A 16,638-nucleotide genomic window follows, 5' to 3' on the forward strand; every position below is an offset into this window, starting at 1 on the left:
ACCGAGCCGAAGGGTCTTGTCCCACCGGCCGTTTCGCCGTGACGATGCACTCCGTCGAGGACCATGCGGCAGCGACGTTCCGCCAGCGGTTCGGTGCCGATCCCGCGGCGATTGCGAGCGCGCCAGGCCGAGTGAACCTCGTCGGCGGCCATACCGACTATAATGACGGGTTCGTCCTGCCGACGGGCGTCGACCGTCGAACTGCCGCCGCCGTCGCCGCCCGAGAGGACGACCGGCTTCGTATCCACTCCGCGACGGTAGCCGAGACTCAGACTGTCGTCGGCGAGGAGCCCGTGGGCGACTGGACGGACTATGTCGCCGGTGTCCGGTGGGCGCTGCGCGAAGCCGGTCACGACGTCGGCGGCGCAGATGTCTCCATCGTCTCCGAGGTACCCGTCGGCGCAGGTCTCGCCTCCTCAGCGGCGCTCGCCGTCGCTGCTTGCCGTTCTCTGGATGGACTCGCCGGTCTCGGGGCCGATGGACCGACGGCCGCCCAAATCTGTACTCGCGCCGAGAATGACTTCGTCGGCGTCCCCTGCGGAGTGCTTGATGGGTACGCGGCGGCGTGTGCCCCCGAGACTGGCGCGCTCGAACTCGACTGTCGGTCGCTCGCGGCCGACCCAGTACCCGTCGATAGCATCATTATGCTCGATACGGGGGTGCGCCATGACCTCGCGGAATCCGCATATACGGACCGGGTGGCCGCCTGCGAGCGGGGCGTCTCCCTGCTGGACGACTTACTCGCGGCGGACGTACGGTCGCTCCGGGACGTCTCCGTCGATGCCTTCGAGCGGGTCGCGGCCGACCTGCCCGAATCGGTGCGGTCGCGGTGTCGTCACGTCGTCACGGAAAACAAGCGGGTCCGTGTAGCAGCGGCGGCGCTCCGCGCGGGCAATCTTGAACGGGCAGGCGCCCTGATGGATGCCTCTCACCGGAGCCTGCGCGACGACTACGAAGTGTCTTGTGCGGAACTGGACGCAGCCGCGGCGGCAGGCCGTGCGACCGCGGGCGTAGTCGGGTCGCGGCTGACAGGCGCAGGCTTTGGGGGCGCGACAGTCCATCTGCTCGCGGGCAACGCTAACCCGGCGACGGTCGCCACCCAGCTCGCCGCCGGCTATCGCGACCGGACCGGCACCGCCGCCACCACGCGGGTCTGTCGCCCATCGCCAGGTGCCTACGCGTCGAGTGTCTCCTCCACGTAGCGGAGCGCGTCGACACCATCTGCCCGGTTGACGACACAGACGAGATGACTCTCCCGGGCGCCGGCCGCCCGGACGGGGACGCCCTCAACGTTGAGGCGAGCGAGCACGCGTCCGAGGTCTGTTGGGCCGATATCGCCAGTCGCGACCAGCGCGGTGGCGTTGCCCCCATTGGATGCGAGTTTCTCCCCATCGACGGCCACCAGCGGCTCCTTCTCTGCTGTTGGACCGACGCCGCTCTGCATCGCGACACGGGCGTCAGTTGGCTCGCTATCGGCGGGTTCGAGATCAGCCGCGTACCGGCGCAATGCTGCGGCGACGGCCTCCTCGTCGCCAATATCAAGATAGCGAGCGGCGGCAGTGTAGTTGAGCACACCCGCCGCGAGCGCGGCGCGAAGGAACGGCTCTCGGCGGACGGCATCGCGGGTCTGGCTCGCGAGGGTCACGGAGATTGTTCGCGGGAGGGCGAGGAAAGGCTACCGCTCCGAAGCCCCTAAGCGCGCGCCGCCCCTCCCGTCGGGTATGCCAGCGCTCATCATCGTCGCCCACGGGTCACACCTCAATCCGGACTCGTCGACGCCGACGTACCATCACGCCGACACCATCCGCGAGGCGGGCGTCTTCGATGAGGTGGCGACCGGCTTCTGGAAGGAAGAGCCCCACTTCCGCGAGGTGCTCCGCACCGTCGACAGCGAGGAAGTGTATGTCGTCCCGCTGTTCATCTCGGAGGGGTACTTCACGGAACAGGTCATCCCGCGAGAACTCCGACTCGAGGGGTTCGATGTCGCCCAGTGGGACTCAGACGGGACCAGCGCCGACTACACGACGGTCACCGCGACGGACGTCGCTGGCAAGCGCGTCCACTACTGTGGGCCGGTCGGTACCCACGACGCGATGACGGATGTCATCGTCCGGCGCGCGGAGTCGGTTACCGGTGACCCCGACGTTGGGGAGGGCTTCGGGCTGGCCGTCGTGGGCCATGGCACCGAGCGCAACGAGAACTCCGCGAAGGCCATCCGCTATCATACCGAGCGCATCCGCGAGCGCGACCGGTTCGACGAGGTGCAGGATCTCTACATGGACGAGGACCCTGAGGTAGACGACGTGACCGACTACTTCGAGAGTGACGACGTGGTGGTCGTCCCGCTCTTCATCGCCGACGGTTACCACACTCAAGAGGACATCCCTGAGGACATGGGGCTAACCGACGACTACCGCACTGGCTGGGAGACGCCAGCGACGGTCGAGGAGACGCGTATCTGGTATGCTGGGGCAGTGGGGACGGAGCCACTGATGGCCGATGTCGTGCTCGAACGAGCCGCCGACGCAGGCGCCGACGTGGGCGATGCCGTCGCCCGGGTGCGCGAGCAGACCCGCGCGGCCGGCGCCGACTGACCGTTGGCCGAACAATGGGTTTTAGCGCCTCGCGGGCAGAGTCCGAGACATGCCATCCCGGCTCGTGTTGGGGTGCGGGTCGGTCGGCCGCCGGCTCGCAGTCGAGGGACACCCGACCCACGTCGTCACGACAGACGAACACCGGGTGGAGACGCTACGCGCGGAGGGTGTCTCCGCGACCCGGGGCGACCCAACCGACCCGGACGTACTCGCCGATATCGACGTTGACCCGGACACAGTCGTTATCGGCGGCGACGACCCAGCCCGAAACCGTGTAGTCGCCCGATTGGCTGCAGAGCGGTATCCAAATGCACACTTGCTCGCGTACGCCGGCCACGCTCCCAGCGACGAGGACCTGTCAGCTCTCAAGCGGGTCGCCGACAGCGTCGTTGACCCCCGCGAGTCCGTCCGGTCGTTTCTTATGGATCGGGTTGGCGACGAGGGGCTCCGCAGTCGCCGGCTGAAGCGTGTCCTCCGGAATGTAGAGCCGCCGCTTGCCGTCTTCGCACATGACAATCCAGACCCAGACGCCATCGCAAGCGCCGTTGCTCTGCGGCGGCTAGCAGAACGTGCCGGTACGCCCGCCGAGGCGTGTTACTGCGGCGAAATCTCCCATCAAGAGAACCGTGCGCTGGTGAACTTACTCGATATCGACCTTACACCGCTGTCGGGGGACCCTGACCTCTCGCGATTCGGCTCGGTCGCGCTCGTTGACCACTCCCAGCCGGGAGTGAACAACCAGCTTCCCCCCAACACGGAGGTGGATATCGTCATCGACCATCACCCGCCGCGCGCGCCGGTTGAGGCACGGTTCGTTGACCTTCGGTCGGACGTGGGCGCTACCTCGACGCTGCTGACCGACTACCTCCGGCGGCTGGGCGTCGACCCCTCGCCCGCACTCGCGACCGCCCTCCTGTTCGGGATACAGGTCGACACCGATGACTTCGTGCGCGAGGTATCGACAGCCGACTTCGAGGCCGGTGCCCACCTACTCGAACACGCCGACGCAGCGGCACTCGAGCGTATCGAGTCGCCGAGCGTTAGCGTCGAGACAGTGGAGATACTTGCGCGAGCCATCGCTGAGCGGGACGTCCGAGAAGGGGTATTGACGACGTACGTCGGCACAGTTGGCGATCGCGACGCACTTGCGCAGGCGGCCGACCAGCTGTTAGCGATGGAGGATGTCGAAACCACGCTCGTCTTTGGCCGGACAGACGAGACGGTGTACGCCTCTGCCCGCGCCCGAGGAGCGGACCTTGACCTCGGCGAAGCGCTCCGTGAGGCCTTCGACCAGATTGGCTCGGCGGGCGGACACGCCGACATGGCGGGCGCACAGATACCTGTCGGTGCGCTCGTAGAACCTGGCGAGTCGCTCGACGATGTGCTACGAGAGGTCATTACCGACCGCTTCTTCGAGACGCTCGGCGTTGGGCCGGATCGGGCGGCGGCCGCCGTGTACGAGGGCGATTCCTACGTTGGCATCTCGGAGGCGCTGCGCCGGGAGGCAGGCGACGGTACCTGACCGGGGAGGTTTTTGTCGCGGCGTGTCTCATCTCGCGTATGCCATCGGGCGCTCTCAACGAGAAACCGCGTGTCAGTGATTACATGACCCGCGACGTGGCGACGGTCGCGCCCGACGACACCGTCGCGGAGGTCGCCCGGCGCATCGGCGAGAGCGATGACGCCCACACCGGCTTCCCGGTGACGAACGGCCGCCGCGTCGAGGGATTTGTCACTGCCCGTGATCTGCTGCTGGCGGACGACAACGACCCGATGTTCAAGGTGATGGTGGAGGACATCATCGTCGCCCACCCGGAGATGAAAATCACCGAAGCGGCCCGGGTCATCCTCCGGTCGGGTATCCAGCGGCTCCCTGTCGTGGACGATGCCGGCAACCTCGTCGGCATCATCTCCAACGCAGACGTGGTGCGCTCACAAATAGAGCGGGCCACCCCGAGCAAGGTGCGCAAGCTGATGGAGACGTTGACAAGCATCCACGGCGTGGATACGGCAGAAGAGCGGCGCACCGTCTCGCTGTCGGCACTGACTCCGACCCAGAGTCGCGTCTATACCGATGAACTCGAGGGGCGGAGCTACGAGCTTGAGAACGGGCTCGCGGAGCCGCTGGTCGTCATCGACAACCGCGGCGAACTGCTCCTCGCGGACGGTCACCACCGCGTGAAGGCGGCCGACCGGCTCGGCATCGAAGAGATGGACGCATATGTCATCGTGCTCGCCGAACGGGTCGAACTCGGGATGGCCGAGACCGCACGCAAGGAGGATCTCGAGACTGTCGATGATATCGAGGAGGTCGACTATGCCCACCACCCACTAGTGGAGACGACGGAGCGACTCCAAGACGAGTGAGCTGAGTCTCTGCCAACCTTCTTTACACGTGTTCCCGTAGTCTGTGTCATGTTCGACGAGGAGGAACTCGCGGCTATCCGCGAGGCCCGCGAGGAGTGGGAAGAGGAGACGCTCTCGGAGTATCTCGAGTACGGCGAGCGGAAGGATCGCTTCGCTACCGTCTCGAATCACGAGGTCGACCGGCTCTACACGCCTGAGGACATCGCCGATCTCGACTACGAGGCGGACCTCGGCTTCCCCGGCGAGGAACCGTACACGCGTGGCGCGTACCCGACAATGTACCGCGGCCGGACATGGACGATGCGACAGTTCGCCGGCTTCGGGACAGCCGAGGAGACGAACGAGCGGTTCCACTACCTCACTGACGAGGGCCAGACGGGGCTGTCCGTCGCCTTCGACATGCCCTCCCTGATGGGCATCGACTCCGACCACCCGATGGCCGACGGCGAGGTAGGCAAAGAGGGGGTCGCTGTCGACACGCTCGCGGACATGGAAGTGCTGTTCGACGGCATCGACATCGGCGAGGTATCGACCAGCTTCACCATCAACCCGAGCGCGGCCGTCATCTACGCGATGTATGTCGCGCTGGCCGACCAGCAGGGCGTTGACCGCGACCAGATTCGGGGCACCCTCCAGAACGACATGCTCAAGGAGTTCATCGCACAGAAGGAGTGGGTCATCCCGCCGGAGCCGTCGCTCGACGTGGTGACCGACACCATCGAGTACGCGGTCGCGGAGACGCCGAACTTCCACCCCGTCTCCGTCTCCGGCTACCACATCCGCGAGGCCGGCTCCACGGCCGCCCAGGAGGCGGCGTTCACGCTCGCGGACGGGTTCGCCTACGTGGAGGACACCCTCGAGCGCGGGCTCGACGTCGACGAGTTCGCGCCGCTTCTGTCCTTCTTTTTCAACTCGCACAACTCCATCTTCGAGGAGGTGGCGAAATTCCGCGCCTCCCGGCGGGTGTGGGCGCGGCTGATGGACGAGTGGTACGACGCGGAGCTGCCGGAGTCCAAGCGGCTGAAGTTCCACACACAGACGGCCGGCCAGTCGCTCACGGCCCAGCAGCCGCTCAACAACGTCGTCCGGACGACGGTGCAGGCGATGGCCGCCGTATTGGGCGGTACGCAGTCGCTGCACACCAACAGCTACGACGAGGCGCTGGCGCTGCCCAGCGAGCAGGCCGTCCGCGTGGCGCTTCGCACCCAGCAGATACTCGCCGAGGAGTCGGGCGTCGGCGACATCGTCGATCCGCTGGGCGGCTCGTACGCCATCGAATCGCTCACCGACGAGATGGAAGCCGAGATACTCGACTACCTCGAGGAGATACGCGAGCTGGGGGACGGCTCCGTCCGCGACGGTGTGCTGGCGGGGCTCGACTCGGGGTTCTTCCACCGAGAGATACAGGAGGCCAGCTACGAGTACCAGAAGCGGGTCGATGCTGGCGAAGAGACAGTTGTCGGCGTCAACGCCTACGAGACGGACAATGATCCGGACCTCGACACACTCCACGTCGACGAGTCAGTGCAGGACCAGCAGCTTGAGCGGCTCGAACGGGTCAAACGCGAGCGCGACGACGCGGCCGTCGAGGACCGGCTCGACGCCCTCGAGACGGCCATCGAGCGCGACGAAAACGTGATGCCCTACATCGTTGATGCCGTGAAGGCATACGCGACGATGGGCGAAATCATGGAGACGTTCGAAGAGCAGTACGGCCAGTACTCCGAACGTATCGGACTGGCCTAGCGGCGGTCGATCCCACGGCGAGCTTGCAGACGTTCGACAGAACGCTTATAGCCGGCTTCGCCATACCCTGCATATTCGGATGAGACGCGACCACGCCCCGGGCCGGGACGACGAGGTGTCTCCGCCCGGCTCCTTCGTCGCGGACGCCAACGCGACCGGCGAGCTCCGCGAGGCGTTTGCGAGAGAGGGCCTGCGCGCTTGGACACGGGCGGCCGACCTGCTCGACTGGGAGCGGCCCTACGAGACGGTTGTGCGCGACGATGAGGGGCTCGAATGGTTCGTTGGCGGGAAGCTCAATGCCTCCTACAACCTGCTCGACCGTCATCTTGCGGATCGGAAGAATCGGGTCGCGCTCCGCTGGGAGGGGGCAACCGGCGACTCCCGCGTCTACACGTACCTTGACCTCCACCGCGAGGTGAACGAGGCCGCTGCCGCGCTCCGCTCGCTGGGCGTCGAGGCCGGCGACGTCGTCACCTGTTATGCTCCCGTCATCCCGGAGTTGGTCGTGACAATGCTGGCGTGCACCCGGTTGGGCGCGCTCCACAATGTCGTGTTTGCGGGCTTCTCGGCGGACGAACTCGCCGAACGGCTCCGCCGCACGGAATCGTCGTACCTGCTCACCTGCGACGGCTACTACCGGCGGGGCAACGCCGTCACTCAGCTAACGACTGCCGACAATGCGCGGATGGCCGTTGACCACGATGTCAAGTCGATTGTCGTCTGTCGACTTGAGGATGACGTCTACCTCGGAGAGGATCATCGCGGCTACGCGGAGCTGCTCGCAGCCCACGAAGGTGCGACAATAGACCCCGTGGCGCGGGCGGCGACGGATCCGCTGTTTGTCATCTACACCTCAGGGACGACGGGCGAGCCCTCGCGAGTCACCCACACCACGGGTGGGTACCTCGCGCACGTCGCGTGGACGGGCCACACCGTCCTCGACATCAAGCCGACCGACACTCACTGGTGTGCAGCCGACGCAGCGTGGATCACCGGTCACTCGTACATGGTGTACGCGCCGCTGGCACTGGGCGCGACGACCCTTCTGTATGAGGGGGCACCCGATCAGCCGGAGAAGGACCGGCTGTGGGAACTGGTCGAGCGCCACCGCGTCGACACCTTCTACACCGCTTCCACGGCTGTGCGCTCGTTCATGAAGTGGGGTGACCAGCACCCGGCAGCCCACGACCTCTCCAGCCTGCGGCTGTTGGGGATGGTCGGTGAACCAATCGATCCGGAGGCGTGGAACTGGTATCGCCAGCACGTTGGTGGTGGCACGTGTCCGGTTGTCGATACGTGGTGGCAAACGGAGACTGGCGGTGTCCTCGTGTCGACGCTGCCAGGCATCGACCCGATGCGGCCTGGCAGCGCCGGCCCGCCGGTGCCGGGCGTTGAGGTGGCCGTCGTTAACCGGGAAGGCGAGCCGGTGCCGGAGGGAGAGCCAGGCCACCTCGCAGTGACGACACCGTGGCCCGGCATGTCGCAGTCACTGGCCCGTGAGGCCGGCTCCGGCGACGGGGAGTGGCTCTACGTCACCAACGACCGCGCCGTGATAGAAGACGGCTACGTTACCTTCCTCGGGCGCGAGGACGACACCATCACGGTCGGCAACACCGCCTTCGGGCCGGCGACGCTAGAAAGCGCCGTCATTGAGGTGGAGCCGGTGGCGGAGGCAGCCGTCGTCGAGTCGAAGGAGCGAGGTGGGACCGCCGTCGCGTACGTTTGTACCGAACGAGGTAGCGGCGGTGACGACCGACTCCGTGGTCGCATCGCCGACCACGTCACCGACCGGCTCGGTCCGACGGCCCGGTTCGGCGACATCGTTTTCACGCCCGAACTGCCGAAGACCCACTCCGGCAAAATAATGCGGCGATTGCTCGCCGCGCTCGCGGACGGGGAGGAGTACGGCGACACCTCCGCGCTCCGCAACCCAGAGACGGTCGGCGAGATGGAGACCGTCGTCGACGACCAGTAGTTTCGATACCTTTCGGCAAATCGAAATCGAGCCACGGTAGCAAAATTATGGCAGGTAAACAGCCCACAGCCGCTAGATAACCCCGGGTATCCGTAGGTTTATTTCGTGTGAGGCCATCCACGCGAAGCAATGACACGGCAACCGGCGACGGGGGCTCTCGACGCAGAGTCGTACGCACGACTCCGGCGGGCCGCTGGCACCACCCGCAAGCGGTTGCTTGTACGGCTCTGCGGCGAGGCAGGGCTCCGGCCGGCGGAGCTCACGAGACTCCGGCCGGACGACGTGGCTGCGACGGTCCACGAGGGGCGTGCCCACTACTTCGTGACCATCCGCGACGAGGACGGCGAGCCGCTTCGAGAGACACACCTCCCGCGAGGGCTGAAGCGCGAACTCGACCGATACGTCGCAGACCGCGGAATTAGCGACTCAGCGCCGGCATTCGAGGTGAGCGCGCGCCGGTTGCAGATGCTCGTCGGGGAGGCCGTCGAGACAGCCGCTGAGGAGGGAGCCGACGTCTCAGGCGTCTCGACGGCTGACCTCAGGCGCCACTGCGCGCGGTCGTGGCTCGCGCGGGGAGTCCGGCCTGCGGCCGTGCTGTCGGCCGGTGGTTGGTCGCGGCTCGACGGGCTGGCAGCCCAGCCAGAGACGATTGACCGGACGACGGCGGCAGCCGCGTTTGCGGCGGCTAACGGTGGGGACGACCGAGTACGCGCGGCCTTCGACCGGCTCGACCAACCCACGCTCCTCTTGGATGAGGCCGGTGTCGTCGAGCGGGCAAACGACCAGTTCGAGGAGACGGTCGGCGTCGGCGCGGTCGGCCGGGAACTCGCCGACGTCGCAGCCCCAGCAGACGGCCGTGACTACACGGCCGCGTGGGAGACGACGCTCGCTGGAGGGACGTGGCGCGGGCCGGTTGACTGCCGGACAAAAGGTGGTGAGGCTGTCGAGGGGACGCTCGTGCTCGCGGCCGTCGACGCCGCCGGCGGCGCCGACGGGTTCGTAGCGACGCTGCGATCGACTCCCTCTGCACCTAATCCACACGACCGGCTCCCGTCGGTACAGTCGCGGCTGCTCGCGGCCGGCGATGCGCTCGCGGGCGCATCCACTCGCGAGGGGGTGTTTGACCGCGTCTGCGAGACCCTCGTGGCTGGCGACGCTTACCGGGGTGTATCGGTTTTCGAGGCACCCTTCGAGCGGGCGATGCCGGCAGCGACGGTGGGAGAGGCCGACCAGCCGACCGATGCAGCGGCGCTGGCGGCCGCTGCCGTTGCCGACGATGAAGTGAAGACCGCAGAGGAGTCGGCTGCGCTGGCGGTGCCGCTCACGCACGACGGCACCGACCACGGCGCCCTAGTAATCGTGCCTGCGACGGCAACGGACGGCCATGAGCGGCGGGCGCTAGCCGCGTTCGGCGGCCGCGTGGCGGGGACGCTCGCGGCCGTCGAGTGGAAGCGGCTGCTGCTCGCGGATGCCGTGCTTGAGTTGGAACTGCAGGTCTCGGAGGTCGACTCCCTGTTTGCGTCTGCCTCGGCGGCGCTGGACTGTACGCTCACGGTCGAGGGCCTGGTGCCGCTGGACGGCGAGTCGCTACTTTACTACGTCTCCGTCGAAGACGCCGCCACGGAAGAGACTCTGACGCGCGTTGAGGATGCGGCAGCCTCCGCGCGGCTGATTGCGGCCGCCAGCGACGCCTCACTGCTTGAGGTGACCGCCGACGGCAATTCCTTCCCGGGGGCGTTCATCGCCCAAGGGGCGAATGTGACAGCTCTGCGGGCGGCAGGCGGAACCGTCGAACTCACCTGCGAGACAGCGCCCAGCGCGGACGTGCGTGCGCTCGTTGAGGGAGTCCGCGAGTCGTACCCTGGGACGCGCCTCCTCGCCAAGCGCGAGGTGGAGCGTGCAGTCCGCACGCCGACAGAATTCCAGCAGGCCCTGGCCGAACGGCTTACAGACAAACAGCGGTCAGTGCTCCAAGCGGCCTACCACGCCGGCTACTTCGACTGGCCCCGCGGCTCAACTGCAGAGGAGTTGGCCGATTCGATTGGTGTCTCTTCGCCGACGCTCCACAACCACCTCCGGCGGGCCCAGCGGAAGCTGTTGGCGGCCTTCTTTGACGGGGACTGACCGCCCTGCTCGCAGCGGGCCGTTGCCGGATTGTATAGGTTAGCGGCGGCATTAATATGCCAGTCCAGCGGATACCAAACTAGTATGTCGGACGAGGACACACCGGACGTCCAGTTGGAGTCGCGGCTGCGCGAACAGGAATACTTCCGGCCGCCGACAGAGTTCGTCGGGCAGGCCAACGCCACGGATCCGGCCATCTACGACGAGGTGGGGGAGTTCCCCGAGGGGTTCGAGCAATACGCCGAACTGCTTGATTGGGACGAACACTGGGATGAGGTGTTCGATGGCTCGAACCCACCCTTCTTCGAGTGGTTCGTTGGCGGGAAGCTCAATGCCTCGTACAACTGTGTCGACAGGCATCTTGAGGAGCGGAAAAACCAGACGGCCCTGCTGTGGGAGGGATCGGAGGGCGAACAGGAGAATATCACCTACCAAGACCTCTACCGGCGGGTCAACGAGATGGCCGCTGTCCTCCGTGATGTCGGCGTTGAGGAGGACGATGTCGTTACTATCCATATGCCGATGGTGCCTGCGCTTCCAATTACGATGCTGGCATGTGCCCGCATCGGCGCGCCTCATTCGGTCGTGTTTGCGGGCTTCTCGGCGCAAGCGCTGGCCGAGCGGGTCGATTCCGCTGACTCGGAATACGTCGTCACTATCGACGGCTACTACAGGCGCGGTGAGTTCCTGGAGCACATCGAGAAGGCCGACGAAGGGGTCGCGCAGGCGGACAACGACCCCGAGGTCCTGACGTGGCTCCGCCACGACGAGCCGAACGCGGACGTAAGTGACGACTACCTGCTTGTGGACGACCTGCTTGCCGACCACGAGCGGGAGACAGTCGAGCCAGTGTCGCGTGACGCTGAGGACCCACTGTTCCTGATGTACACGTCTGGGACGACCGGAAAGCCAAAAGGGTGTCAGCACCGCACCGGCGGCTATCTCGCGTACGCCGCTGCCACCTCCAAGAATGTCCTCGACATCAAGCCAGAGGATACCTACTGGTGTGCGGCGGATATCGGCTGGATCACCGGCCATTCGTACATCGTCTACGGGCCGTTGGCGCTCGGCACAACTTCGGTGATGTACGAGGACACCCCTGACTACCCACACAAGGGCCGCATCTGGGAGATCGCTGAGAAGTACGATGTGGACATCTTCCACACCTCACCGACGGCCGTGCGGATGTTCATGAAGTGGGGCGAGGAGTACCCCGAGCAGTACGACTTCGACTTCCGGCACATGACGACAGTCGGCGAGCCCATCCAGCCGGAGGCATGGCTGTGGTACTACAAGCACATCGGCGACGAAAATGCCGTCATCGTAGACACGTGGTGGCAGACTGAGACGGGCGGCCACCTCATCACAAACCTCCCAGCAATGGATGATATGAAACCAGGCAGCGCTGGCCGCGCGTGTCCCGGTATCCAGCCAGCCCTGGTCGATGACGAGGGGAACAAGATTCCCGAGGCGAGCGGTCAGGCCGGCAATCTCATCATCGAGCGGCCGTGGCCGTCGATGCTCCAGACGGTGTACGGCAATGATGAGCGATTCATCTCTACCTACTGGGAGGACTTCTCGGACACCGACTCCGACGACTGGCGGGACTGGAACTACAAGGCCGGCGACGGTGCCGTCCAAGGCCAAGACGGCTACTGGCGCGTGCTCGGCCGGCTTGACGACGTGATGAACGTCGCCGGCCACCGGCTGGGGACGATGGAACTCGAGAGCGCCGTCGCCGAGGTGGAGTCGGTCGCGGAGGCGGCCGTTGCCGCCCGCGAGGATGCCGCCAAGGGCGAGGTGCCCGATGTCTACGCCGTCCTTCGGGAGGGAATCGAGCCGAGCGAGGAGGTGCGCGAAGAAATCGTGGCGGCTGTCGAGGAGGAAATCGGGAAGTTCGCGCGCCCGGCGAACGTTCTCTTCGTTGACGACCTCCCGAAGACCCGTTCTGGGAAGATTATGCGGCGCATCCTCGAGAACATCTCCAACGACGAGGACCTAGGCAACACGACCACCCTGCGTGACCCTTCGGTGCCCGAGCAGATTCGCGAACAGGTGCAAGCCGACTGACGCGAGCTGAACGGGGCCAAGTCTCGGCGCGTTCGCCCCACTCACGGCTGAATTCGTATAATTATAGGGGGCGTTTATGTACCGATAGTTCATGCATGTTGTTGTCGTGAGCCAGAACATCAACCGGCGTGACGTACTCAAGGGCGCCGGCGCGGCAGGTATTGCAGGATTGGCAGGCTGTGTCGGGGGCGGTGGCGGCAGCTCGGAATACCCGGCGATCGGTAACTACCCCGTCGAGGGTGACGAGGTGACCCTCGGATTCAACGTCCCACAGTCGGGTGCATACGCCTCTGAGGGCCAAGACGAACTGAATGCGTACAACCTTGCCGTTAAGCATCTCAACAACGGCGGCGGCTGGGTTGACATGTGGGACGACCTCTCGTCGGGCGGCATCCTCGACAAGACCGTGACGTCCGTCGAGGGTGACACCGCGACGGACCCGGCGACGGCCGAGGAGTCGGCGACCCAGATGATTCGCAACGACAACGCCATCATGGTCACCGGAGGCGTCTCCTCGTCGGTCGCCATTTCGGTTCAGAAGCTGTGCCAGCAGGAGAAGGTACAGTTCATGTCCTGTCTGACCCACTCGAACGCCACGCAGGGGGCGGACTGTGTGCGCTACGGCCAGCGGGAGATGATGAACGCATTCATGACCGCGAAGGCGCTCTCGCCCATCCTGGCCGACGAGTTCGGCTCGGACAACAACTTCTACATCCAGTACGCCGACTATACCTGGGGCTCCTCGAACAATCAGTCGCTGACCCGCTTCCTGAAAGAGGAAGGGTGGAGCAAAATCCAGAGTGTCCCAACGCCGCTCGGGACCTCCGACTTCTCCTCGTTCATGCAGGACGTCCCCCGCGAGGAGACGGATGTGCTGATTTTGATTCACTTCGGCGCGGACGCGGCGAACTCCATTCCGGCAGCGTTCGACGCGGGGCTCGACGAGGACATGGAGATTGTCGTCCCGCTGTACGACAAGATTGCCGCACAGAGCGCCCGCGACAACATCGGCGGCGTGTTCGGGACGGTCGACTGGAATTGGCAGCGCGATGAAGAGTTCAGCAATGCGTTCACCCAAGCGTACGACAGCGAATACGACGCGAAACCGTCGTACGCGGCCCGGCTGGCCTACTCCGCGGTGATGCGGTACGCCGCTGCCGTTGAGCGCGCGGGGACGTTCTACCCGCCTGAGGCTATCCGTGAACTTGAGGATATCAACTACGCGAACACCGGCATTAACGAGGCGGTCATGCGTAAATGTGACCACCAGTCGATGCGCGACGTGTTCGTGGTGCAGGGGCGGCCGCCTGAGGAGCAGACCGAAGACAAGATCCTGGAAATCGTCGGCAGCACCGATAAGGATACCGCCGGCTATGCCTGTGACGCAGGCCCAGCGGCCAACTGCTCCCTCGGCGAATACGGCGACGAGTGAGGCACCGATAGCCGCAGACCTCTCTCCGATTTTATGAGATACGAAACCATTAGGTATGGATAATCACATGGAACTTCGCACGGATTACATCATGACACACACTCTCAACAGGAGGGCGACGCCGTGGTAGACATCGCAGGCATCCTCCTCACGGGACTCCAGCAGGGAGCTATCTTCGCACTGTTGGGTATCGGGCTGACGATCATCTTAGGGACGATGGAGTTCCTCAACCTTGCACACGGGGCGCTGTATCTCGTCGGCGCCTACCTCGGGGTCTTCATCACGGGGACTACGACCGTCGAACAGGGGGCGATCGCCGGGTTCGTCTCGAACCCGAGCGCGTTCGGCCTAGACGCTGGCTTCCTGGCCGCTCTGCTCATCGTTCCAGTCGCGCTGTTCATCATCGGCGTCGCTATGGAGCGGTTCGTTGCCCGTCCGCTGTATGATCGCAGCGAAGTTGAGCAACTACTCCTGACGTTCGGGCTCGCGCTCATCGTTGAGGAGATTGCCCGCCGCGTCTTCGGGTCGACACCGAAGTCGAGCTACGCCCCCGCAGAACTGCTGGGCATCACCGTCGGGGGCCAGGCGAACATACCGCTTGTTGGCCAGTATCCGCGGTGGCGGTTCGTCATCATCGGCCTGACGTCACTGCTCATCGTCCTCACATACGTCATCATTGAGCAGACCGACTTCGGGCTGGTGGTAAAAGCGGGGACTCAGGACTCAGAGATGGTCCGAATGCTTGGTATCGATATTACGCGTTCGTACGCTATAGTGTTCGGCGTCGGCGCGGCCTTGGCCGGACTGGCGGGACTGGTCGGTGGGAGTATCATTGACGTGGCACCCGGCGTCGGCACGAACAATGCATTGGTGCCGGCGTTCTTGACGGTCGTCATCGGCGGCGCTGGTAGCGTCATCGGCGCTATTACTGGCGGTATCATTCTCGGGATGGTCACGGCCATCTTTGAGTTCCAAGCGCCACAGTGGTCGCAAATCGTCCTATTCGGGTTTGTGGCCATCTTCCTGCTCGTCCGGCCTGAGGGCCTGTTCGGCAGTGTGGAGGTGGGCGAATGAGCGACGCCGACTCCGGTCCGGAGACTGATGGCGGGGCGACGGTCGATGTCACGACAAAAGAACCGAACGTCGTAGACCGATTAGTCGAAGCAAAGGACAGCGAACGGTTCGTTGCTGTCGCAGCGACGGTGGGCCTGTTCCTGCTGCCCGTGTTCCTCATCGACATCCTCGGCGTGTTTGACACGCTGTTCGGCGTCGGTCTCGGCGGCTTCGGCGGCCTGCCGAACCTCATCCTCGCGTTCGGTGTTGTTGCCGTCGGTTACAACCTGCTACTTGGCTACACTGGACTCCTCTCGTTCGGACACGCGGCGCTGTTCGGATCGGCCGCATACGCCACAGGGATCTTCTCCAACGAGGTAGTCGCGAGCCCACTACTCGCGATTATTATTGGGATTGTCGTCGGGACGCTACTCGCTTGGCCGATTGGCTTCCTCTCTATCCGGCGGTCGGGAGTTTACTTTGCCGTGCTGACGCTGACATTCGGCCAAATGCTATACTTTTACGCGTTTGGACCGGGCGCATGGCTCACCAACGGCGACGATGGCTACACCCCGTTTGCTGAGACCAGCGCAAGCCTGTTCGGCGTCTTCGACACGAAGGCAACCGTCTCGGAGACGGTCCGCGAGTTCGTGGGACTGACGCTGAGACTGCCAGAAGGGCTTGACATGACTATCGGCTACATCCTCGCGGCGGTAGTCGGTATCGCTGCTATCGTAGCGGCCCACCGCATAATCAAGTCGCCATACGGGCTCATTCTCCGGGGTATCGGCCAGAACGAACAGCGGGTCGAGTTTATCGGGCTGAACGTGTTTCGCTACAAACTGATGGCGTTCATCCTGAGCGGCGTCTTCGCGGGCGCCGGCGGCGGGCTATACGCGCTGTACAAAGCTGGACTCACCGTCCATCCGAACGCAACCCTGTACTGGGTTGTCTCCGGTGACTTCGTCATTATGACGGCCGTCGGCGGCGTCGGATCGCTGGCCGGCCCGCTCATCGGTGCCATCGTCTTCGAGTACATCGCGTTGGTCGTCCAGGGCATCACCATCCCAATCATCGAGGCACAGATTGGCTCGCTGTGGCGGCTTCTGCTCGGTCTCGTCTTCGTCATCGTGGTGGCATCGTTCCCCGACGGCATCTACGGCGGGCTGAGTTCGCTGGGCGATCGTATCGTCGAGCGGTTTGGCACTGCTGGTGCCGGAGACACGGATGAGACGAGACCCGTTGAGGACGTCGAGGAGACCGGAGGAGGTGACTGA

Annotated in this window: 12 protein-coding genes; 11 read left to right on the forward strand and 1 reads right to left on the reverse strand. The window is 65.0% G+C overall.

What is annotated here, in order from left to right:
* Positions 1–44: 44 nt before the first annotated feature.
* On the forward strand, positions 45–1,202 hold the full coding sequence (gene galK / locus ABEJ63_RS00515) for a galactokinase (RefSeq protein WP_375794375.1): 1,158 nt from the start codon (positions 45–47) through the stop codon (positions 1,200–1,202).
* Here the strand turns inward: galK and ABEJ63_RS00520 are convergent.
* On the reverse strand, positions 1,175–1,645 hold the full coding sequence (locus tag ABEJ63_RS00520) for a hypothetical protein (protein WP_375794376.1): 471 nt from the start codon (positions 1,643–1,645) through the stop codon (positions 1,175–1,177). The two genes, galK and ABEJ63_RS00520, sit on opposite strands and share 28 nt — an antisense overlap.
* A 76-nt stretch (positions 1,646–1,721) precedes the next feature.
* Between ABEJ63_RS00520 and ABEJ63_RS00525 the strand changes: the two genes are divergently transcribed.
* The 10 genes from ABEJ63_RS00525 to ABEJ63_RS00570 all read left to right on the forward strand — a co-directional run bounded on the left by ABEJ63_RS00525 (position 1,722) and on the right by ABEJ63_RS00570 (position 16,638).
* A complete protein-coding gene (locus tag ABEJ63_RS00525) occupies positions 1,722–2,594 on the forward strand; it encodes a CbiX/SirB N-terminal domain-containing protein (protein WP_375794377.1) in 873 nt (290 codons plus the stop codon).
* A 49-nt stretch (positions 2,595–2,643) separates the two neighbouring features.
* Complete coding sequence (locus ABEJ63_RS00530; RefSeq protein ID WP_375794378.1) at positions 2,644–4,116, forward strand: DHH family phosphoesterase; 1,473 nt, start codon at positions 2,644–2,646, stop codon at positions 4,114–4,116.
* A 38-nt stretch (positions 4,117–4,154) separates the two neighbouring features.
* Entirely contained in the window at positions 4,155–4,961 is an 807-nt protein-coding gene (locus tag ABEJ63_RS00535) for a CBS pair associated ParBc domain-containing protein (protein ID WP_375794379.1), read from the forward strand.
* Between the two features lie 48 nt (positions 4,962–5,009).
* Positions 5,010–6,707 carry a methylmalonyl-CoA mutase gene (locus ABEJ63_RS00540; RefSeq protein WP_375794380.1) on the forward strand — a complete coding sequence of 566 codons (1,698 nt, stop codon included), beginning with the start codon at positions 5,010–5,012 and terminating at the stop codon, positions 6,705–6,707.
* Between the two features lie 79 nt (positions 6,708–6,786).
* Positions 6,787–8,682, forward strand: a complete 1,896-nt coding sequence (locus ABEJ63_RS00545; protein WP_375794381.1) for an acetate--CoA ligase — start codon at positions 6,787–6,789, stop codon at positions 8,680–8,682.
* 129 nt (positions 8,683–8,811) lie between these two features.
* Positions 8,812–10,806 carry a bacterio-opsin activator domain-containing protein gene (locus ABEJ63_RS00550; RefSeq protein ID WP_375794382.1) on the forward strand — a complete coding sequence of 665 codons (1,995 nt, stop codon included), beginning with the start codon at positions 8,812–8,814 and terminating at the stop codon, positions 10,804–10,806.
* 84 nt (positions 10,807–10,890) lie between these two features.
* Entirely contained in the window at positions 10,891–12,876 is a 1,986-nt protein-coding gene (gene acs / locus ABEJ63_RS00555; protein ID WP_375794383.1) for an acetate--CoA ligase, read from the forward strand.
* 91 nt (positions 12,877–12,967) lie between these two features.
* On the forward strand, positions 12,968–14,308 hold the full coding sequence (locus ABEJ63_RS00560) for a substrate-binding protein (protein WP_375794384.1): 1,341 nt from the start codon (positions 12,968–12,970) through the stop codon (positions 14,306–14,308).
* Between the two features lie 123 nt (positions 14,309–14,431).
* Positions 14,432–15,382, forward strand: a complete 951-nt coding sequence (locus ABEJ63_RS00565) for a branched-chain amino acid ABC transporter permease (protein ID WP_375794385.1) — start codon at positions 14,432–14,434, stop codon at positions 15,380–15,382.
* Positions 15,379–16,638, forward strand: a complete 1,260-nt coding sequence (locus ABEJ63_RS00570; RefSeq protein ID WP_375794386.1) for a branched-chain amino acid ABC transporter permease — start codon at positions 15,379–15,381, stop codon at positions 16,636–16,638. The genes ABEJ63_RS00565 and ABEJ63_RS00570 overlap by 4 nt, the downstream gene beginning before the upstream one ends.

The sequence above is a fragment of the Halosegnis sp. genome, assembly GCF_042216475.1.
Lineage (GTDB): Archaea > Halobacteriota > Halobacteria > Halobacteriales > Haloarculaceae > Halosegnis.